17 protein-coding genes are annotated in these 20,838 nt (G+C 32.8%); 14 read left to right on the forward strand and 3 right to left on the reverse strand.

What is annotated here, in order from left to right:
• Nucleotides 1-194: 194 nt before the first annotated feature.
• Together RIN63_RS04345 and RIN63_RS04350 are read left to right on the forward strand one after the other, a co-directional pair.
• The gene (locus RIN63_RS04345; RefSeq protein WP_310443455.1) at nucleotides 195-1,586 is read left to right on the forward strand and encodes a TldD/PmbA family protein; all 1,392 of its coding nucleotides are present in this window, start codon (nucleotides 195-197) and stop codon (nucleotides 1,584-1,586) included.
• A complete protein-coding gene (locus tag RIN63_RS04350) occupies nucleotides 1,579-2,937 on the forward strand; it encodes a TldD/PmbA family protein (protein WP_310443456.1) in 1,359 nt (452 codons plus the stop codon). Before RIN63_RS04345 ends, RIN63_RS04350 begins: the two co-directional genes overlap by 8 nt.
• An 18-nt stretch (nucleotides 2,938-2,955) precedes the next feature.
• On the opposite strand, the gene RIN63_RS04355 is transcribed toward RIN63_RS04350, so the two are convergent.
• Nucleotides 2,956-3,159, reverse strand: a complete 204-nt coding sequence (locus tag RIN63_RS04355) for a DUF378 domain-containing protein (protein WP_310443457.1) — start codon at nucleotides 3,157-3,159, stop codon at nucleotides 2,956-2,958.
• A 165-nt stretch (nucleotides 3,160-3,324) separates the two neighbouring features.
• Between RIN63_RS04355 and eutH the strand changes: the two genes are divergently transcribed.
• The 12 genes from eutH to RIN63_RS04415 all read left to right on the forward strand — a co-directional run bounded on the left by eutH (nucleotide 3,325) and on the right by RIN63_RS04415 (nucleotide 18,913).
• Nucleotides 3,325-4,395: an ethanolamine utilization protein EutH gene (gene eutH / locus RIN63_RS04360; protein WP_310443458.1), complete on the forward strand. Its 1,071-nt coding sequence runs from the start codon at nucleotides 3,325-3,327 to the stop codon at nucleotides 4,393-4,395.
• Nucleotides 4,396-4,400: 5 nt separating this feature from the next.
• Nucleotides 4,401-6,176 (forward strand): aminopeptidase P family protein, encoded by a 1,776-nt coding sequence (locus RIN63_RS04365; RefSeq protein ID WP_310443459.1) that lies wholly within the window; start codon nucleotides 4,401-4,403, stop codon nucleotides 6,174-6,176.
• Nucleotides 6,177-6,195: 19 nt separating this feature from the next.
• The gene (locus RIN63_RS04370) at nucleotides 6,196-7,440 is read left to right on the forward strand and encodes an FprA family A-type flavoprotein (protein ID WP_310443460.1); all 1,245 of its coding nucleotides are present in this window, start codon (nucleotides 6,196-6,198) and stop codon (nucleotides 7,438-7,440) included.
• Nucleotides 7,441-7,615: 175 nt separating this feature from the next.
• Nucleotides 7,616-9,490 carry an excinuclease ABC subunit UvrC gene (uvrC, locus tag RIN63_RS04375; protein WP_310443461.1) on the forward strand — a complete coding sequence of 625 codons (1,875 nt, stop codon included), beginning with the start codon at nucleotides 7,616-7,618 and terminating at the stop codon, nucleotides 9,488-9,490.
• On the forward strand, nucleotides 9,490-9,678 hold the full coding sequence (locus tag RIN63_RS04380) for a PspC domain-containing protein (RefSeq protein WP_310443462.1): 189 nt from the start codon (nucleotides 9,490-9,492) through the stop codon (nucleotides 9,676-9,678). Before uvrC ends, RIN63_RS04380 begins: the two co-directional genes overlap by 1 nt.
• A 150-nt stretch (nucleotides 9,679-9,828) precedes the next feature.
• Nucleotides 9,829-13,350: a pyruvate:ferredoxin (flavodoxin) oxidoreductase gene (nifJ, locus tag RIN63_RS04385; RefSeq protein WP_310443463.1), complete on the forward strand. Its 3,522-nt coding sequence runs from the start codon at nucleotides 9,829-9,831 to the stop codon at nucleotides 13,348-13,350.
• A gap of 187 nt (nucleotides 13,351-13,537) precedes the next feature.
• Nucleotides 13,538-14,773, forward strand: coding sequence for a S41 family peptidase (locus RIN63_RS04390; protein ID WP_310443464.1), 1,236 nt, complete (start codon nucleotides 13,538-13,540; stop codon nucleotides 14,771-14,773).
• A 51-nt stretch (nucleotides 14,774-14,824) separates the two neighbouring features.
• Entirely contained in the window at nucleotides 14,825-15,181 is a 357-nt protein-coding gene (locus tag RIN63_RS04395; RefSeq protein ID WP_310443465.1) for a hypothetical protein, read from the forward strand.
• A 165-nt stretch (nucleotides 15,182-15,346) separates the two neighbouring features.
• Entirely contained in the window at nucleotides 15,347-16,258 is a 912-nt protein-coding gene (murB, locus tag RIN63_RS04400) for a UDP-N-acetylmuramate dehydrogenase (RefSeq protein ID WP_310443466.1), read from the forward strand.
• Nucleotides 16,259-17,026 carry a PHP domain-containing protein gene (locus tag RIN63_RS04405; RefSeq protein ID WP_310443467.1) on the forward strand — a complete coding sequence of 256 codons (768 nt, stop codon included), beginning with the start codon at nucleotides 16,259-16,261 and terminating at the stop codon, nucleotides 17,024-17,026.
• A gap of 12 nt (nucleotides 17,027-17,038) precedes the next feature.
• Complete coding sequence (gene rapZ / locus RIN63_RS04410) at nucleotides 17,039-17,896, forward strand: RNase adapter RapZ (protein ID WP_310443468.1); 858 nt, start codon at nucleotides 17,039-17,041, stop codon at nucleotides 17,894-17,896.
• Between the two features lie 12 nt (nucleotides 17,897-17,908).
• A complete protein-coding gene (locus RIN63_RS04415; RefSeq protein ID WP_310443469.1) occupies nucleotides 17,909-18,913 on the forward strand; it encodes a YvcK family protein in 1,005 nt (334 codons plus the stop codon).
• A gap of 10 nt (nucleotides 18,914-18,923) precedes the next feature.
• Here RIN63_RS04415 and RIN63_RS04420 read toward each other — a convergent pair whose 3' ends face one another.
• The gene (locus RIN63_RS04420) at nucleotides 18,924-19,445 is read right to left on the reverse strand and encodes a hypothetical protein (RefSeq protein ID WP_310443470.1); all 522 of its coding nucleotides are present in this window, start codon (nucleotides 19,443-19,445) and stop codon (nucleotides 18,924-18,926) included.
• A gap of 229 nt (nucleotides 19,446-19,674) precedes the next feature.
• Nucleotides 19,675-20,700, reverse strand: coding sequence for a M42 family metallopeptidase (locus tag RIN63_RS04425; protein ID WP_310443471.1), 1,026 nt, complete (start codon nucleotides 20,698-20,700; stop codon nucleotides 19,675-19,677).
• Between the last annotated feature and the right edge of the window lie 138 nt (nucleotides 20,701-20,838).

Below are 20,838 nucleotides of genomic sequence, written 5' to 3' on the forward strand. Positions count from 1 at the left end.
TGTTTTCTTTATGACCTAACACAACGAAGGATACTGAGTTGATGTAGGTCAAACGCAATGAGCACCAAATCTATACGACCGATAGGGAGTAAATAGATTTGTGTTGCGAAACTGAGGGAAATTTTGAAAGAATATTTCAAGTTGTGAAATAATAATGTATAATGTATATATATCCAATTAAAGGAGGGGTTTAGTTGCTAGATAAAAAAGTAATAGAAAATGTACTTTGTGCTGCCTTATCAAAAGGTGGTGACTTTGCAGAGGTTTTTGTGGAGGATAAATACAACTCCAACATAAAACTAGTGGGAGGACAAATAGAAAATATCGTTTCAGGTAGGGACTACGGTGTAGGAATTAGGATATTCGATAAATACAATTGTATTTATGCTTTTACCAATGATTCCACAGAGGACAATCTAGTAAAAGTTGCAAAGGAAGCAGCATCGGCGTTACAAGGAACAACTATTGATTTAAGATTAAGCTTTATGAAGGCTAATTCAACTAATTATAATCCAATTAAAATAATGCCTTCTAGTGTGGAGAAAAAAGCAAAGATAGATTTAATGAGAAAAGGCTATGAAGTAGCTAAAAATTATGATTCTAGTATATCTCAAGTAACAGTAAACTATCTTGATGGAGAACAAAATGTACTTATAGCTAATTCAGATGGATTATTTGCAGAAGATAAAAGAGTTAGAACTAGATATTCTGTTTCATCAGTTGCATCTAAGGATGGAGAAATGCAAGAAGGTTTTTATGGACCAGGTGCATCCATGGGGTTTGAATTCTTTGACAAGATCAATGTAGAAGAAGTAGCTACAGAAGCTTCTAGAATTGCTAAGACTATGGTTCATGCTGAATACTGTCCATCGGGGGTTATGCCTGTTATCATGGATAATGAATTCGGAGGAGTATTATTCCATGAAGCTTGTGGACACGCTTTAGAAGCAACATCAGTGGCTAAGGGAGGGTCTGCTCTATGTAATAAATTAGGAGAGACCATAGCATCCACTTTAGTTACAGCTATAGATGATGGAACTATGCCAAATGAATGGGGTACTACAAATATAGATGATGAAGGTACTCCAACACAAAAAAATGTACTGATAGAAAATGGAGTTTTAAAATCATATATGATAGATAAATTAAATGGTAGAAGAATGGGAATGGACTCTACAGGCTCAGCTAGAAGACAATCCTATAAATTTGCTCCTACTTCTAGAATGAATAATACCTATATTGCTGCTGGAAATTCAAATCTAGAAGAAATAATTGCAAATACTGAAAAAGGTCTATATGCTAAAAAATTAGGTGGTGGGTCTGTAAATACTTCAACCTGTGATTTTAACTTTGCAGTTATGGAAGGCTATTTAATAGAGAATGGAAAGATACTAAAACCAGTTAGAGGCGCTACACTTATTGGGAACGGAGTAAAGGTATTACAATATATTGATATGGTTGGAGATGATTTGTCACTGGGTCAAGGTATGTGTGGATCATTAAGTGGGTCTATTCCTGCAGGATTAGGTCAACCTCCTATAAGAGTAAAATCATTAACCGTTGGTGGAAGAAAGGGGGATGAATAATTTGGATTACAAATTGCTAGCTAACAAGATATTTGAAAAAGGCAAGGAAAAACTAGAAGAACTTGAAGTATATATACAAAGCTCTAAGGATATTGAAATTGGAATCTTTGGTGGAGAAATAGATAATTATGCCATTTCTGAATCAGGAGGTCTATCTCTAAGGGGTATAGTTAATGATAAAATGGGATACTCCTATACAGAAAAAATAGATGAATCTTCTATAGATATGCTAGTAGATGAGGCTTTGGAAAATGGTAAATATATAGATTCTGCTGATAAGGAATCTATATTCTCAGGCTCAGATAAATACGAAAAAACCAACACTTATTCTGATTCCTTGGAGAAAACACCTATGGAAGATAAAATCAATTTCTTGAAAAATCTAGAAAAAGAAGCATTAAGCTTAGATAGCAGAGTATCAAATGTACAAATGTGTATTTATCAAGAAATGTCTGCTGAAAAGTATTTGATAAATACTAAAGGCTTAGATTTAGCTGATAAGATGAGTGGAGCTTTTGCTTTTGTTTATGTCATAGTAAAGGATGGAGAAGAAGTAAAAAATGGAACTAGTTTTAGAGGATTCAATGATTTCTCCAAATTTGATTATAAGGAAATGGCCAAGGAAGCTGTAGATGAAGCTATTTCAATGCTTGGTGCTTCATCCATAAAATCCAGTGATTATCCTGTGATTATTAGAAATACTACATTTGCAGATATTATATCTGCCTTTTCACCAGTATTTTCAGCAGATAATGTACAAAAAGGCTTGTCATTATTAAAAGATAAAATTGGCAGCCAGGTGGCAAATGAATTGTTGACTATGGTAGATAATCCTTTCTTAGAAGGGGGATTTGGAACTAGATCCTTTGATGATGAAGGTACAGCTACTAGAGTAAATAAAATCATAGATAAAGGGGTTCTAAAGACTCATTTACACAATTGGAAAACAGCTGAAAAGGATAAAATTGAATCCACAGGAAATGGAACAAGATCCTCATATAAAGGCTCATTATCTATTTCACCTTCTAATCTTTATATTGAAAAAGGAAATAATACTTATGATGAGTTAGTAGGGAGTATAGATAAAGGCCTGATAATAATAGATGTAGCAGGATTACATTCAGGTCTAAATACAGTATCAGGTGATTTTTCATTGTCTGCCTATGGATATGAAATAGAAAATGGTAAAATAAAGAGACCGGTAGATTTAATAACAATAGCTGGTAATCTATATGAAGTACTCAATAATATAGAAGCTATAGGAGATGATTTAAAATTTGGTTGGCCAGGTGCTGGATATATAGGCTCACCATCAATAAAGATAAAGTCACTTTCAGTGGCAGGAGAATAGAACTAGAGAAAGGATAGATTAATCTATCCTTTCTCTAGTTCTATCATTAACTAAGAATTTAATTGAATAAATTCCTGCAAGGCCAACTAATCCATATACTATTCTACTTAGTGCAGAAGCAGATCCTCCGAATAAGGTTGCTACTAAATCAAGTTGAAATAATGCAATTAGTCCCCAGTTTACAGCACCAACAATTACAAGTATTAAAGCTAGTTTATCCATTGTATTCCTCCTTATATTTTGTATAATTAATATCTCCAATTAAATTAATCTTATTCAAATATAATATTAAAAGTTTCAGCCATAAATCCTCTATATTAAGGGATTTTTCTTTTATTAAAGAGATAAATATAGTATAATATTGTTATTATAATTATGAGGTGTGAAATGCTTTATATAATGGTTGTTTTTTCAGTTTTAGCTGCTATTGACAAAATACTAAATAATAGATTTGGTTATGGTGAAAAATTTGATGAGGGATTTAAAGGCTTGGGGGGACTCGCTTTAACTATTATAGGAATATACAGTATATCTCCTATTATTGCAAAGGGTTTGACACCTATACTGTATCCTCTTGCAAATCTAGTGGGCACTGACCCATCTGTATTTATAGGCAGTATATTAGCTCCAGATTTAGGTGGCTATCCGACAAGTGTTGGAATAGCTAGCACAAGGGCTATTGGGAATTTTAATGGCGTCATATTGTCATCTATGCTCGGAACTACAATATCATTTACTATACCAGTTGCAGTTGGCTTAATATCCAAGGATGATTTTAATTATTTTGCAAAGGGTGTTTTAGCAGGTATAATGACAATACCTATAGGAATGGCTGTGGGTGGAATTATGATGGGTATAAATTTCATAGGGATAATTACTAGCTTAGTGCCAGTGGTAGTATTTTCCATATTAGTAATTTTTGGTTTGCTTAAGGCACCAGATAGTATGATTAAAGTATTTAATGTATTAGGTAAGATTGTTATTACTGTTAGTACTTTAGGATTAATCATGAGTATTATTAATTTTATGTCAGGAGTAGAAGTATTTAAGGATATGATTCCCTTAGAAGAAGGAGCTATACTAATAGTTAAGATAGGTATTATATTATCAGGAGCTTATCCAATGTTCTATTTTTTATCAAGAAAGTTACACAGGTTTTTATCTAAAATAGGTAATAAATTTGAATTAGATCAATATTCTATACTTGGGATATTTTCTTCTTTAGCAAATTGTATACCTATGTTAGGAATTTATGATAAGATGAATGAAAAAGGGAAGGTACTAAATGCTGCTTTTTCAGTATCTGGTGCATTTGTTTTTGGTGGACAGCTAGGATATATATCTTCAGTATCACCAAATGCAGTTAATCCATTTATAGTTAGTAAACTTGTTGCAGGAATTTCTGCTATTATTGTAGCAATATTATTAGTTAAATTTGAAAAACCTAAGGAGGTATAGTTATCATGATAAATGAAAGAGTAAAGAGCTTAAGAAATTTGATGAAGGATAGAGGTATAGATGCATATATAGTGAATACTTCAGATCCTCACCAGTCTGAATATGTGGCAGATCATTACAAAGGAAGAGTATGGATATCAGGATTTACAGGTTCAGCTGGTACTGTTGTAATTACTCAAGATGAAGCAATTCTATGGACAGATGGTAGATATTTTATCCAAGCAGAAAAGGAATTAAAAGATAGTGAATACAAATTATTTAAAATTGCAATTCCAGGATTTCCAACCTATACTGAATGGTTGAAGTCTAAGTTAAGTGATGGAGATAATATCGGATTTGATGGTAAGGTATTTGCTCAATCCTCAGTAGAAAATCTAGAAAAAGAATTAAAGGGAAAAAAAATTGGCTTTATAGATGAGTTTGATTTAGTTGGAGAGATATGGAAGGAAAGACCAAGCTTATCCACAGAAGAAGCTTTTTCCCATGATTTAAAATATACTGGCAAGTCTACTAGAGAGAAGTTAGATGAAGTAAGAGAAGAAATGAAGAAGTATGATGCAAATTACTTTATCCTCGGTAGCTTAGACGATATTGCTTGGCTATACAATATAAGGGGCTATGATGTAGCAAACAATCCTGTTGTCATATCCTATGCTTTAATTTCAATGGATAAGGCATATTTGTTTACAGAGAAAATAAAGATAAATAAAGAAGTAGAAGTTTTCCTAAAGGAAAATGGAGTAGAAGTAGCAGAGTATGAAGCAATAGTAAATCATATAAAAGCTATAGATAAGAATTCCACAATATATGTAGATAAAGAAAGAACCAATAGATGGATATATAAAGCAATTCCAGTAGAATGTAAAATAATTAGTGGCATAAATATAACTACAAAACTAAAAGCTATAAAAAATCCAGTTGAAATTAAAAATCAAAGAAACGCATACATCAAAGATGGAGTTGCATTAGTGAAATTCCTTCATTGGTTAGATAAATCTGTTGGGAGTACTAATTTGACAGAAATGTCAGCACAAGAAAGACTTTTAGAGTTTAGAAAAGAACAAGATGGATTTATTGAGCCAAGCTTTGGAACTATTTCTGCATATAAGGGAAATGCAGCTATGATGCATTATTCAGCTAGTGAATCTTCTAATGCTGAAATTAAGAAAGAGGGTCTATATTTAGTGGACTCAGGTGGACAATATTTTGATGGTACTACTGATATTACTAGAACAGTAGCTATGGGTCCTATAACTGACGAAGAAAAGAAAGACTTTACTCTAACTTTGAAGGGGCATATTAATTTAGGTAATGCAAGATTCCTTTATGGTGCTACAGGTCACAGTCTTGATGTATTAGCCAGATATCCATTATGGCAAGAAGGAATTGACTATAAATGTGGTACTGGACACGGTATAGGATTTTTATTGAATGTACACGAAGGACCACATAGGATTGCTACTGTAGTAAATTCTGTAGTATTGGAAAAAGGTATGGTAGTAAGTATAGAACCAGGGGTATATAAAGCAGGTAGCCATGGAATTAGAATTGAAAATATAGTGGTAGTAGAAGAAGATATAGAAACTGACTCTGGTCAATTTATGAAATTTGAGACCTTGTCCTTTGTGCCAATAGACTTAGAGGCTATTGATGTGGCTTTATTATCAGAGAAAGAAAGACAATGGTTGAATGATTATCATGAAGAAGTATACACTAAACTTTCACCATATTTGAATGAAGAAGAAAAATCATGGTTAAAAGAAGAGACAAGAAAGATTTAGGATAGTTAGGAGTGATTAATTGAACCCAACAAAAGTAGTAGATGGAATATTTAAACTATCAGTAAATGTAGAAGACATACTGTTTGAGGGATTATGGGAAATGCCAAATGGAGTTGCAATAAACTCCTATATTATAAAAGGTGAAAAAACTGCCATAGTAGATGGAGTATGCGGATGGGATGGAGTGCCTGAATCTATGTTTGCTCTCTTAGACAAGCTGGATATAGATCCTAATTCAATCGAGTATCTCATAATTAATCATATGGAACCTGATCATTCAGGATGGATTGAAGATTTCAAAAAAATTAATTCAAATTTTAAAGTCGTATGTAGTCAAAAATCTGCTGATCTATTAGAAGCTTTCTATGGGCATACAGAAAATGTAAGAGTTGTAAAGGATAACGATACCTTGGATTTAGGCAATGGTCATGTCCTAGAATTTCTAGAGATACCTAATGTACATTGGCCAGATACAATAGTGACTTTTGATACTTTGACAGGGACTTTATTTTCCTGTGATGCTTTCGGTTCCTTTGGAAAAGCTACAGAATTAAATTATGATGATATGTTAAGTGATGAAGAAATAGACTTTTATGAAAATGAAGCAGTAAGATACTACGCAAACATTGTAGCAGCATTTTCTAATCCTGTAAAAAAGGCTATAGAAAAATGTACTAGCTTGCCTGTTGAAATCGTAGCTCCAGGCCATGGAATTGTCTGGAGAAAGAATCCAAGTAAGATCATAGAAGACTATTCAAGATATGCTTCATATCAAAATGGTCCTGCAAAAGAAGAAATAACACTTATCTGGGGATCTATGTATGGTATGACAGAAAAGGCAGTAAATCATGCAATTAATGTGCTGGAAGGAGAAAACATTAAGGTTCATGTTCACAATGTTCCAGAGACTTCATGGGGAACAATATTAGCATCAGCTTGGACATCAACAGGAATAATACTGGCTATGCCAACCTATGAATACAAAATGTTTCCACCAATGGCAGCTGTATTAGAAGAATTAGGAAACAAAAAGGTCTATGGAAGAAAGGCCTTTAGACTTGGATCCTACGGATGGTCTGGTGGAGCACAAAAGCATTTAGATAAAATAGTAACTGAGTGTAAGATGAATTGGGATTTTCTTGAACCAGTGGAGTTTAAGGGAAATCCAAAGGAAGAGGATTTTAAGTTAATAGGAGAAAGAATTAAGGAACTGGTAGTTAAAGTAAGAGAAGCAGTAGTAGAAGATTTGTCATCCAAAGCCTAGTGAAAGATCTTCTTGATGAAAAAATGCGATGCTAAGATTGAGTATCGCATTTTTTGCAACTAAAATTAGTTAAATTTGTTATAATATAATTGTAGTGATTATAAAATAAATAGATAATAGAAGGAATTGTCAATTGTACATTGTCAATATTCTAGCAAGCTTAAAGGGTGATTAAATGTTTAATATAGAAGAAGAGTTAAAAAAGCTTCCTGATAAACCAGGAGTTTATATAATGAAGGATAAAAATGATGAGATAATTTATGTAGGTAAAGCCATATCATTAAAAAAGAGGGTAAGGCAATATTTTCAATCTGGAAAAAACACTCATCCCAAAGTCAATGCTATGGTTAAAAACATAGTGGAATTTGAATATATAATAGTAGACAATGAAATAGAGGCTTTAATACTTGAAGCTAATTTAATTAAGAAACATAAACCTAAATACAATATTTTATTGAGGGATGATAAGCAATATCCTTATATAAAAGTGACTACAAATGAGAAATATCCTAGAGTTATGAAGACTAGACAGATAATGAAAGATGGAGCTAGATATTTCGGACCCTATCCAAGTGTATATGCAGTAAATGATGCCATAGAGATTATTAGAAATCTATATCCCCTAAGGACATGCAATCGTAATCTAGAAAAGGATATTGGTAAAACGAGACCATGTCTAAACTTTTATATAGGTAGATGTTTAGGTCCTTGCCAAGGTAATGTAGATGAATCAAAGTATATGGAGATGATTGATGAGATACTTTTATTTTTAAATGGCAAAGAGGATAAATTAGCAGATATAATAGAGAGCAAGATGAAAGAAGCCTCTAAAAATCTTGACTTTGAATTAGCAGCTAAATACAGAGATCAGATTAATTCCTTAAATGTACTTCATGAAAAACAAAAGATAGTATCTACTACTAATTTAGTTGATCAAGATGTAATAGGGATGGCTAGAGGTATAGAGGAAGTATGTATTCAAATTTTCTTTATTAGGGGAGGAAAGATATTAGGAAGAGAACATTTCATAATGGAAGATACCTTTGAAGAAGATAAAAAAGAAATACTATCTTCATTTGTTAAGCAGTTTTATATAGGTGCTTCTTATGTACCAAAGGAAATAATAGTAGAAGAAGAAATAGAGGATTTAGAGACGGTATCTAAGTGGCTTGGAGAAAAGAAAGGTTCTAAAGTAAGCATATTGATTCCAAAGCGAGGAGATAAGATTGATTTAATAGATATGGTGAAGAAAAATGCTATAGACATGTTAAATCAGTATGGTGATAGATTCTTAAAAAAAGCTAGAGAAAATAAAAAGGTTCTAGAAGAATTACAGACAGCTATTGGTCTTGATAAGGAGTTGAGCAGAATAGAAGCCTTTGATATCTCCAATATCAGTGGTGTAGAATCTGTAGGCTCAATGGTAGTATTTGAAAAAGGCGAAGCCAAAAAATCCGACTACAGAAGATTCAAGATAAGAACCATCAGTACACCCGATGATTATGGTAGTATGGAGGAAATATTGTCTAGGAGATTTATTAGGGGACTTGAAGAAAGAGAGCTTATGAGAGATAATAAAATAGAGGTAAAGGGCTTTTCAAACTTTCCAGATTTGATAATGATGGATGGTGGCAAGGGTCAAGTAAATGTAGCACTTAGAGTACTTAGAGAACTAAAAATTGATATTCCAGTATGTGGTCTGGTGAAGGATGATTTTCACAAAACAAGGGGAATTATATATAATAATAAAGAAATTAATCTTGATGAAGATTCTTTAGCATTTAGGTTAATATATAGAATCCAAGAGGAGGCTCATCGTTTTGCAATATCTTACCATAGATCCCTTAGATCTAAGAAAATGTTTAAATCTGAATTAGATGATATAAGGGGAATAGGGGAGAAACGAAAGGTTGAACTCTTGAGACATTTTCAAAGCATCGAAAAGATAAAAAAAGCATCAGTGGAAGATTTAGTAGAAGTAAAGGGTATGAATAGATTAGTTGCAGAGGAATTGTATAATCATTTTAATAAAAACAAGGGGGCTAAGTAATGAAAAAATTATATTTATCAGATACGGACAAAAAGATTACTGGAGTTTGTGGTGGAATTGCAGAGTATTTTGAAATGGATTCCACCTTAGTAAGATTAGGTTGGGTAGTATTAACTTTCCTTCCACCATTTCCAGGAATATTAGGTTATATCATTGCTTCTATAATAATTCCAAAAAGGAGTTTCTAGATTTTATTATGCTATTAATTGATTGACTTTCATTCCGATTTTACTTATACTTAAAATGTAGTACTATACAATAATTAACAATAGCTCTAATAAGTAGAATGTTAATTTTTCTACAAACTTTATTGATTTATTATAAAAGGAGGCTTACAAATGGCAAAAGTAATGAAGACCATGGATGGAAATACCGCAGCTTCTCATGTGGCTTATGCATTTACAGATGTAGCTGCAATCTATCCAATTACACCATCCTCAACCATGGCAGAATTAGTAGACGAATGGTCTGCTAACGACAGAAAAAACATATTCGGGCAGGAAGTATTAGTTACAGAAATGCAATCTGAAGCAGGAGCAGCAGGTGCAGTTCATGGATCACTTTCAGCAGGTGCGTTAACTACTACTTTTACAGCTTCACAAGGTTTATTACTTATGATTCCAAACATGTACAAAATGGCAGGTGAGCTATTACCAGCAGTATTTCATGTAACTGCAAGAGCTATAGCTGGTCATGCCCTTAGTATATTTGGAGATCACCAAGATGTTATGGCAGCAAGACAAACAGGATTTGCTATGCTTGCTTCAGGTTCTGTTCAAGAAACAATGGATTTAGCAGGAGTTGCACATCTTTCAGCTATAAAAGGAAGAGTTCCTTTTATGCATTTCTTTGATGGATTTAGGACTTCACATGAAATCCAAAAAATTGAAGTCATGGACTATGACGATTTAGCAAAGCTTGTTGATTATGATGCATTAAATGAATTTAGAAATAGAGCATTAAACCCAAACAATCCATATACAAAAGGTACTGCTCAAAATCCAGATATTTATTTCCAAGCTGCAGAAGCTGCTAACCCATTCTATGAAAAAATAGTAGATGTTGTAGTAGATTATATGGGAGAAATAAATAAAATTACTGGAAGAGAATATAAACCTTTCAACTATTATGGACATCCAGAAGCTGAAAGAGTTATAGTTGCAATGGGTTCAGTTACTGAAACTATAGAAGAAACTATAGATTACTTAATGGCAAAGGGTGAAAAAGTAGGAGTTATTAAAGTTCACCTATACAGACCTTTTGCACCAAAATATTTCTTTGATGTATTACCTAAGACTGTAAAGAAAATATCAGTATTAGATAGAACTAAGGAAAAAGGCGCAGTTGCAGAGCCTTTACACCTTGATGTAAAGAATATATTCTATGATTCAGATATAAGACCAGTTATTGTTGGTGGTAGATACGGATTAGGTTCAAAAGATACTACTCCATCACAAATATTAGCTGTATTCGAAAACTTAAAAGCAGATAAGCCAAGAGATAGATTTACACTTGGTATAATTGATGATGTAACTAATTTATCATTAGAAATTAAAGAAGAAATCAAAACTGAGCCAGAAGGAACAATAAAATGTAAATTCTGGGGATTTGGTTCTGATGGAACAGTTGGAGCTAACAAATCTGCTATAAAAATCATTGGTGATGACACAGATATGTATGCCCAAGGATATTTCTCCTATGATAGTAAAAAATCAGGCGGAGTTACTATATCTCACTTAAGATTTGGACATAAGCCAATAAAATCAACTTATTTAATTTCCGATGCAGATTTTACATCATGTTCAAAACAATCCTATGTATATCAATATGATCTATTAAAGGGATTAAAAGATGGAGGAACTTTCCTTCTAAACTGTACTTGGAATGAAGAAGAGTTAGATAAACATCTACCTGCATTAATGAAAAAATACATTGCTGACCACAAAATTAACTTCTACACAATAGACGCTACTAAGATGGCTGTAGAAATTGGTTTAGGTGGAAGAATCAATATGATAATGCAATCAGCATTCTTCAAATTATCAGAAGTATTACCTCTAGAAGAAGCTATTGATCACCTAAAGAAATCCATAGTAGCTGAATATGGTATTAAGGGTGAAGAGATTGTTGAAATGAACTACGAAGCAGTAGATAAAGGTATTGAGTCCTTAGTGAAGATAGAAGTTCCAGAGTCATGGAAAAATGTAGAAGAAATGAAGGAAAAAGAAAAAGAACTACCAGAGTTCATTCAAAATGTATTAATACCAATGAATAGACAAGAAGGAGATGACCTACCTGTAAGTACTTTCGTAGGTAGAGAAGATGGATCCTTCCCACATGGTACTGCTGCATATGAAAAGCGTGGTATAGCAGTAGATGTACCTAAGTGGATTAGTGAAAACTGTATTCAATGTAATCAATGTTCATTAGTTTGTCCACATGCAGTTATCAGACCATTCTTATTAAATGAAGAAGAAAAAGCTAATGCGCCTGACACATTCAATACATTAAAAGCTACAGGAAAAGGATTAGAAAACTTAGAGTTTAAGATCCAAATTAGCCCATTAGATTGTACAGGATGTGGAAACTGTGCTGATGTATGTCCAGCTAAGCAAAAAGCTTTAGTTATGACACCATTTGAAGAAGAACTTGAAGTTCAAGCTAAGAACTGGGAATATGCTATGACAGTTAAAGCTAAAACAGATGTAATGGACGAATATAGCATTAAAGGATCACAATTCCAAGAGCCATTACTACAATTCTCAGGAGCATGTGCAGGTTGTGGTGAAACAGCATATCCTAAGCTAATCACTCAATTATTTGGTGATAGAATGATGATTGCCAATGCTACAGGTTGTTCATCAATCTGGGGAGCATCTGCACCATCTACACCATATTGCACAAACCAAGCAGGCAAAGGACCATCATGGGCAAATTCATTATTTGAAGATAATGCTGAATATGGCTATGGAATGGCAGTAGCAGTTATGCAAATGAGAGATAAACTAAAAGTATTAATGGAAGAATTTATCGCTTTAAATATAGATGAAGAATTAAACGGATACTTCAATGAATGGGTAGCAGGCATGAAAGATGCAAAAGCTTCAAAGGCTGCTACTGGTATGATTTTACCAAAATTAAATAAAGAAGTAGCAAATGCAAGAGGTAAAGAAATCCTTGCTGAAATCTCTGAATTAAAGGATTATCTAATTAAGAGATCAATGTGGATATTTGGTGGAGACGGTTGGGCTTATGATATTGGATTTGGTGGTTTAGACCATGTTCTAGCATCAGGAGCAGATATCAATATATTAGTAATGGATACAGAAGTTTATTCCAATACTGGTGGTCAATCATCAAAAGCAACACCAACAGCAGCAGTTGCTAAATTTGCAGCTTCTGGTAAGAAAGTAACTAAGAAAAACCTAGGTCTAATGATGACATCCTATGGATATGTTTATGTAGCTCAAGTAGCTATGGGATCAAATATGAACCAAGTTATAAAAGCATTAAAAGAAGCAGAATCCTATGATGGACCATCCTTAGTTATAGCTTATGCACCATGTATCAACCATGGTATCAGAACTGGTATGGGTACTACTATTGCTCAAGAAAAGAAAGCAGTAGACACAGGATACTGGCACCTATACAGATTTGACCCAAGACTAAAAGATGAAGGAAAGAATCCATTTGTACTTGACTCCAAAGAGCCAACACAACCATTCATGGACTTCATCAACTCTGAGGTAAGATATACTTCACTAAGACAAACATTCCCAGAGTTAGCAGATGAATTATTTGCATCAGCAGAAGCAGATGCAAAAGCAAGATACGAACAATATAAGAGATTAGCTGAATAGGATAAAACAAAAAGGTTATTGCGAAAAAGCAATAACCTTTTTACATATAATTAGCTAAGATTAAAATTAAGTTTGACGATAATTGTCGAGAATTGTGAGAAATGAAAGATTGACTTGATTTGTGCTGATAGAATAGAATGGGTATAAATGGTAAAATTACAAACTACTAAATACAGGGGGAGATTCAATGAAGTTCAGATTTAGAAGAAAGAAGTATAAACCAATTTATTTAGTTGTTATTTTATTAGTATTTAGCTTGATAGTTTATATAAAAAGTACAAATGGAAATACTAGAGTTAAGCCACTTACTATGGAGCAGAAACTAGAGGATTTTGAGTATTTGTATGATTTTATTTCTGAAAACTATCCATTCTTGAAGGTTAATGAGAGGGTTAATGGAATTGATTGGTTAGGAGAAAAAGAAGTATTTAAAAATGCAATTAAAAATACAAATGCAGACTATGAGTTTGAATATGAAATTAGTAATATTATAAGACAATTAAATAATGATCATACACATATACTAACAAAAGATATGTTTGGATATTTTTATACTGCTTATGCAGATTTAGAATACGAAGATCATTATAAACCTTGGGCAGATGTTCTTAAGGATGAAGATGTTTTGAACCGATATGCTTTCGATGAAAAGAAGTTAGAAGAATATGAAGCGAAACAAACTTTCTATGCTGATTTATCTTATTGTAAAACAGATATTATAGTCCCTGATGAAGTAGCATATTTGAAAATTAGTCAAATGAATACAGAAAGCATAGAAAATGATGGTCTAATAATAAGGGAATTTTTTGGAGAAATAAAAGATTATGAGAAGCTTATAATAGACATAAGAGGGAACCAAGGTGGAAATGATCTTTATTGGATAAAAAATGTAATAGAACCTCTAGCCAATAAAGAATTATCAGTCAAAAACTATTTGTTTTTAAGATATGAATATGCAAAGTATTTCTATGAACATAGAGGAATTGCTTTTTCTCCAATTACAGAATTAGATAAGAATATTTTTGATAGTTTTCCTGAAGAAATAAAGATAGATTTTAATTATTATTCATTATCACCGAAAACAATTAAACCAGTAGACCCTGTGGGATTCAGCGGGAAGATATATTTGCTAGTAGATGAAAGAGTGTTTTCTTCCGCAGAAAGTTTTGCTTCATTTAGTAAAGATAGCGGTTTTGCTACTTTAGTAGGAGAAACCACAGGTGGTGATGGGATAGGGCTGGATCCAATACTTTTCTCTTTACCTAATAGCAAGATGGTGATTAGGTATAGTGGTATGCTTGTTTTAAATAATGATGGAACAATAAACGAGGAAGTGCATACTATCCCAAATGTTGTAATAGATGCTACAATTGGATCAATGTATGAAAAAGATATTTCAATTCAATATGTAATAAATGATTAAATATGGGTATAAATAAGCTGTAGATAAATAAAAAAAGAGGGGGATTGTTAAATGAAAGGAATAGGGGAAAAGAGAATTTTGAGAGATGGGTTAGTTGGGTACATACAAAGGATAATCATAGCAGTTATACTAACATTGATTGTAGCTTTTATTCTGAATCAATTTGTCCAAATAGAATATAGTAGACTATTGGAGTATACTGCTTTAGGAGTTGCGGGAATAGGGGCTTTATCTGTATTAGGAGGTACAAGTACTACTTATAATGGTGCTTATGCTTATCATAAATCTCAAACCGGGATGACAGGCACAACTAAAAATGATATAAAATTACTTCAAGGTAGCTATGCATTCTGCATATTTATGGGGATTACTGCTGTAATTGTATATATAATATCCTTATTATTGTAATAAAATAATATAACCTGGTAGGGCTTAGGCCCTACCTTTTCTTTGTACATAAAGATATTTGTATGAGAATATTATATTATTAAGGGTAGAAAATAGATTAGTAATACTAGGTCAAATTTGATACAATAAGAATAGGATTTAGCTTATTTTAAGGAGTGGTCTAATTTGAATAGAGATGAAGTACAAAAAATGTTTGAAAGTAAATCCTTTGGAAAAATATTATTTGATGAACCAATGAAAAATCATACTACATTTAAAATTGGTGGACCAGTAGATGTAATGATTATTCCAAGAGATGAGGAAGAACTAACTAAGGCAATTATATTCTGTAGGGAAAATAATATAGATTTTTTAATCATGGGAAATGGAAGTAACCTGCTCATCAAAGATGGAGGCATAAGAGGTGCAGTGATAAAGATAAATGAAGGATTTAATAATATCACCATTAATGGTACTAAGATTTATTGTGAAGCAGGTGCTTTGTTATCAACTGTTAGCAAAACAGCTCTAAAGCATAGTTTGAAAAACTTCGAGTTTGCATCTGGGATACCAGGGACTATAGGAGGAGCTATAACTATGAATGCAGGTGCTTATGGTGGAGAAATGAAGGATGTAGTAAGTAAAGTCAAAGTAATGGATAGAAACAATGAAATTAGAGAGTATACTAATGAAGAAATGAATTTTAGATATAGAAATAGTAGAGTATGGGATGAAGGTTTGATTGTATTAGGAGTAGAGTTAGATTTGGAAGCAGGAGAATATTCAACAATTGAAGAAATAATGAAAGATCTAACATACAAAAGAACATCAAAACAACCCCTTGAACTACCTAGTGGAGGAAGTACATTTAAAAGACCAGAGGGATATTTTGCAGGTAAACTAATTGAAGATTCAGGGCTTCGTGGGCTAAGACATGGCGGAGCTGGGATATCTGAAAAACACTGTGGATTTGTAGTAAATGTAGATAATGCAACATGTAAAGATGTGCTACATTTAATATCTGTAGTACAAAAAGTTGTAAGAGATAACTATGATGTAGAATTAGAAACGGAGATAAAGCTATTAGGGGAGGATTAGATGATAAAACTAATTGGTGATTATCATACCCATACTGTATATAGTAGTGGTTTTAGAGAGCAGGGCAAGCATGCAATTGGTACTATTAGGAGCAATGCAGAAGCTGCATTGGCTAAGGGACTCAAGGAAATTGCCATAACTGAACATGGACCAGGACATTATCTATATGGGGTTAGAAAAAAGAGAATCCCTATTATAAGGGATGAAATAAATAGACTAAATGAAGAATTTGTACCAAAAGGGTTAAAGATTCTGCTAGGGGTAGAGTCTAATTTAGTAGGAATAGATGGAACCCTAGATATAGATGAAGAATTCCTTAAGTATACTGATATTTTGCTTATGGGATATCATTATGGTGCTACACCTAGAAGAGTAGTTGACGGACTAGGGCTTTATGTATTAAATCCCATATCCAAGATAGTGAATTTAGGAAGAGAAAGAGCTAAGGAAATGAATACAAAGGCTTATATTAAAGCTTTAAATAAATATCCAGTCAATATGATTTCTCATCCAGGCTCAAAAGCAGCAGTAGATATTGTAGAAGTTGCAAAGGAAGCATATAAGCATGGTACAGCACTTGAAATATCTTCAAAGCATAGTGAGTTATCTGTAGAGAGCATTAAGCTTTTGCTTGATATGGATGTCATATATATGGTAAATAGTGACGCTCATCGGCCTGAAGATGTAGGTAATGTAGAAAATGCCATAAGAAAAGCTAAGGAGGCAAATTTGCCTCTTCATAGGATAAAAAATATTGAGATCAACTAAGGATGTGGTTTTATGGAATTTGTTTTGATTACCGGAATGTCAGGAGCAGGCAAATCTCAAGCTATGAAGGTAATGGAGGATATGAATTATTTTTGTATGGATAATCTACCTCCAGCTCTTTTATCAAAGTTTGCAGAACTATGCTATGAATCTAAAAAGGGTGTTAAAAAGGTTGCAGTTGTGGTGGATATTAGGTCTGGAGAATTCTTCGATCATCTTTTTAAGGCATTGCAAGGATTAAGTGATAATGGCATTTCACACAAGATACTTTTTCTTGATGCAGCTGACAAGGTGCTTATAAAAAGGTACAAAGAGCTTAGGCGGCCTCATCCATTAAATCCAGAAGGTAGTATAATTGAAGGAATAAATGAGGAAAGAGATCTACTATATGAAGTAAGGAGTAGGGCAGATTATATAATAGATACATCTAATTTGACTTTAGGTATGCTTAAAGAGGAAATGACTAAGATATTTTTAGAGGGGAAGGAATCAAGAAATATATCTATTTCAATAAATTCCTTTGGATTTAAACATGGAACATTGTTAGATGGAGATTTGGTATTTGATGTAAGGTTTATTCCAAATCCATTCTACATTCCTGAGTTAAAGGAATATACTGGTGAAGATGAAGGTGTTAAGGATTATGTGTTCAAATGGCCTCAGACCAATATATTTGTATCTAAGCTTATAGATATGTTAGAGTTTTTAATACCTCATTATATTAGGGAAGGTAAGACTCAATTGATTATAGGAATAGGTTGCACTGGAGGGGTTCATAGGTCAGTTGCAATTGCCAATAGAATTGGTGAAATATTAAGTACAAATGGTCATAGGGTAGCTGTTAGTCACAGGGACTCAAGACTTAAATAAAGGGGAATTTTTATGCGAGATTTACAATTGGAAAAAGAACTATCCATGGGACCCAAGGTTGTCGTTATAGGAGGTGGAACTGGTCTTTCAATTTTGCTAAGAGGCCTAAAGAAGTTTACCTCCAATATAACTGCAATAGTTACAGTGGCTGATGATGGAGGAGGCTCTGGTAAACTAAGGGAAGACCTTGGAATGTTGCCTCCTGGAGATATTCGTTCTTGTTTACTTGCTTTAGCAAATACTGAACCTACTATGGAGAAACTTTTGCAATATAGATTTACAGAGGGAATATTAAAGGGACAAAATTTTGGTAATCTATTTATAGCTGCCATGAATGAAATATATGGAAGCTTTGAGTTAGCGATAAGAGAAACCAGCAATGTACTAGCAGTGACTGGTAAAGTATTACCTATGACTTTAGAAGATGTAAAACTATGTGCTGTTTTAGAAAATGGAGATATACTAAATGGAGAATCCCATATTCCAGTAGATGCAATTAAGGCAGGTAGTAGGATTGACTATATTTATATGAATCCAAAGATATCCTATCCACTAGATGAATCTGTAGAAGCTATCAATGATGCAGATATAATTGTACTTGGACCTGGAAGTCTATATACTAGCGTAATACCAAATCTCCTGGTCAATAATGTAGTAGATACAATATATAATGTTAAGGCTCCAAAAGTATATATTGCAAATGTAATGACTCAACCTGGTGAAACTGAAGGCTATGATGTATTAGATCATGTAAATGCAATACTGAAGCATAGTACTGGTGATTTTTTAGATTATGTAATAGCTAACACGGAAGAGATACCAATAGATATATTGGAAAAGTATATAATGGATGGTTCTAGACCTGTATTAAAGGGAGTTCATGATGAAGAAGTATTAAATTCTAAGAATATAAAATTAATTGGAGAAAATTTAATAGATATTAGAAAAGATTATATAAGGCATGATAATATTCTTTTAAGTAAATTGCTGATGGATATAGCCAAAAAAGAAAAATAAGCAGAGATGCTTATTTTTTCTTTTCATCTATTAGCTTTGATATTATATTTCCTGCAGTTCTTTTTGTTAATGTATCATAATTTACTTGATAGTTTAGTTCTCCTGCCAGTTTCTTTATCGTCTCTACTTGTCTAGTGGTAGGAGGCTCTTCTTGATATACTTGATAATTTTCATCATTTTCTGATACCACACCATCTTCCATAGATAATTCTTCAACAGCAGTCATCCCTACATTAGTTAAATCTCTAAGAACACGAGCCTTTGCACGAGTTGACGCCATTCTAATTAAATGTGGGACTAAAGCTGAATTAACAGATCTTGGTGAAGCATCCCCTATATCTTGGTATCTTTCTTTCTCTGTAGTTGCAATAGCCTTACATATAGCAGTCATATTATTATCATTAGTAGGTATTTGAATTACCTCTACTTCTAAAGACAAAAGGCTACGCTGATGGGCCAAATCTAGAAGCCCTTCGTAGGTCACAAAAGATTTCCCCTGCAAGTTAATAATAAATTTCTCATTAACTGTCATAAAATCACCTCAATATATATATTTCCCTAAGAAAATCAAATTAGTCATTTGTATTCTAAAATAGAGTAAGTTAAACTTAAATACAAGGATTTCCATCAAGGGAGAACATGAGTTCTTTATATAAATATATCAGATTTAAGTAAAGAAATCAATATATAATTTAAAAAACGAAAAACAGCCACCATTTCTTTATAAAAATAAAACCCAGAATCAATCTGGGTTTTATTCATTACTTAGTTAAATATGCTATTCCTAATTTTATTGTATTATCAATTGCTTCCTTGTGAGTTCTTTCAAAGCTATGGGAAGCATCAACTCCAGGGCCTATTAATCCAACTTTAAAATCATAGCCTGCTCTTAAAGCAGCTGAACCATCAGAACCATAGAATGGGTAAATATCTATCTTATAATTTAAGTTTTCTTCTTTAGCTAAATCAATAAGTCTCTTTCTTAGGTCATAATCGTATGGTCCAGAGCTATCCTTAGCACAGATTGTAACTGAGAATTCATCTGATGTTTGGCCATCTCCAGGAGCTGCCATATCGATTGCTATAAATTCAAAAGTCTTTTCTGGAATAGAAGTCGCTGCACCATGGCCAACTTCTTCATATGTAGAAATAAAGAAATTAGTTGTATAATTAGGTTTTATATTATTATCTACTAAATATTTAGCAATACCAAGTATGGATATAACTCCAGCCTTATCATCTAAATGTCTTGATTTTACATATCCTGATTCAGTAACTACTACTCTTGGATCAAAGGATACAAAATCCCCTACATTAATTCCAAGCTTTAAAGTATCTTCTTTTGATGAGACTTTTTCATCAATTCTAATTTCCATATTGTCAGCATTTCTTTCTATGCTCTTAGTTCCTTCTCCATGTACATGGGAGGATGCTTTAGTAGTCATTAGAGTACCTGTATATGTTTTTCCTTCAAGGGTTTCAATAGTCACATGTTCACCTTCAACTGTGTTCCATACATAGCCACCTAGTTGAGTGATTTTGAGTTTTCCATTACCTTTGATTTCTTTTACCATAGCACCTAAAGTGTCTACATGGCCAGATAAAGTTACTTCTTTATCTGTATTTTTTCCTTCAATAGTAGCTATTAAAGCCCCCTTGCAAGTTCTTCTAGTTGAAATACCTAGAGAATTAAATTTCTCCTCTACAAATTGGATAGCTTTCTCAGTATTTCCAGTTGGACTTGAGATTTTAAGTAATTCTACTAAATTATTAATAATATAATCCACTATAATTCCTCCTTTTGCCATTTTATATAAGAATATTATATCTTTATTATAATTATAAGTCAAAATCATTTAGTAAATCTAATGATTATATAGTATAATATAATGAGAAGAATATATATTTAAAATAAATTTAATTAA

The sequence above is a fragment of the Tissierella sp. genome, assembly GCF_031460495.1.
Classification (GTDB): domain Bacteria; phylum Bacillota; class Clostridia; order Tissierellales; family Tissierellaceae; genus JAVKTS01.

Bases quoted from the DNA above. Each gene is read 5' to 3' on its own strand.
- RIN63_RS04415 (WP_310443469.1), top strand. From the start codon at position 17,909: ATGCGAGATTTACAATTGGAAAAAGAACTATCCATGGGACCCAAGGTT.
- RIN63_RS04365 (WP_310443459.1), top strand. From the start codon at position 4,401: ATGATAAATGAAAGAGTAAAGAGCTTAAGAAATTTGATGAAGGATAGA.
- nifJ (WP_310443463.1), top strand. From the start codon at position 9,829: ATGGCAAAAGTAATGAAGACCATGGATGGAAATACCGCAGCTTCTCAT.
- RIN63_RS04390 (WP_310443464.1), top strand. From the start codon at position 13,538: ATGAAGTTCAGATTTAGAAGAAAGAAGTATAAACCAATTTATTTAGTT.
- RIN63_RS04380 (WP_310443462.1), top strand. From the start codon at position 9,490: ATGAAAAAATTATATTTATCAGATACGGACAAAAAGATTACTGGAGTT.
- RIN63_RS04355 (WP_310443457.1), bottom strand. From the start codon at position 3,159: ATGGATAAACTAGCTTTAATACTTGTAATTGTTGGTGCTGTAAACTGG.
- uvrC (WP_310443461.1), top strand. From the start codon at position 7,616: ATGTTTAATATAGAAGAAGAGTTAAAAAAGCTTCCTGATAAACCAGGA.
- RIN63_RS04405 (WP_310443467.1), top strand. From the start codon at position 16,259: ATGATAAAACTAATTGGTGATTATCATACCCATACTGTATATAGTAGT.
- RIN63_RS04395 (WP_310443465.1), top strand. From the start codon at position 14,825: ATGAAAGGAATAGGGGAAAAGAGAATTTTGAGAGATGGGTTAGTTGGG.
- RIN63_RS04350 (WP_310443456.1), top strand. From the start codon at position 1,579: ATGAATAATTTGGATTACAAATTGCTAGCTAACAAGATATTTGAAAAA.
- eutH (WP_310443458.1), top strand. From the start codon at position 3,325: ATGCTTTATATAATGGTTGTTTTTTCAGTTTTAGCTGCTATTGACAAA.
- RIN63_RS04420 (WP_310443470.1), bottom strand. From the start codon at position 19,445: ATGACAGTTAATGAGAAATTTATTATTAACTTGCAGGGGAAATCTTTT.
- rapZ (WP_310443468.1), top strand. From the start codon at position 17,039: ATGGAATTTGTTTTGATTACCGGAATGTCAGGAGCAGGCAAATCTCAA.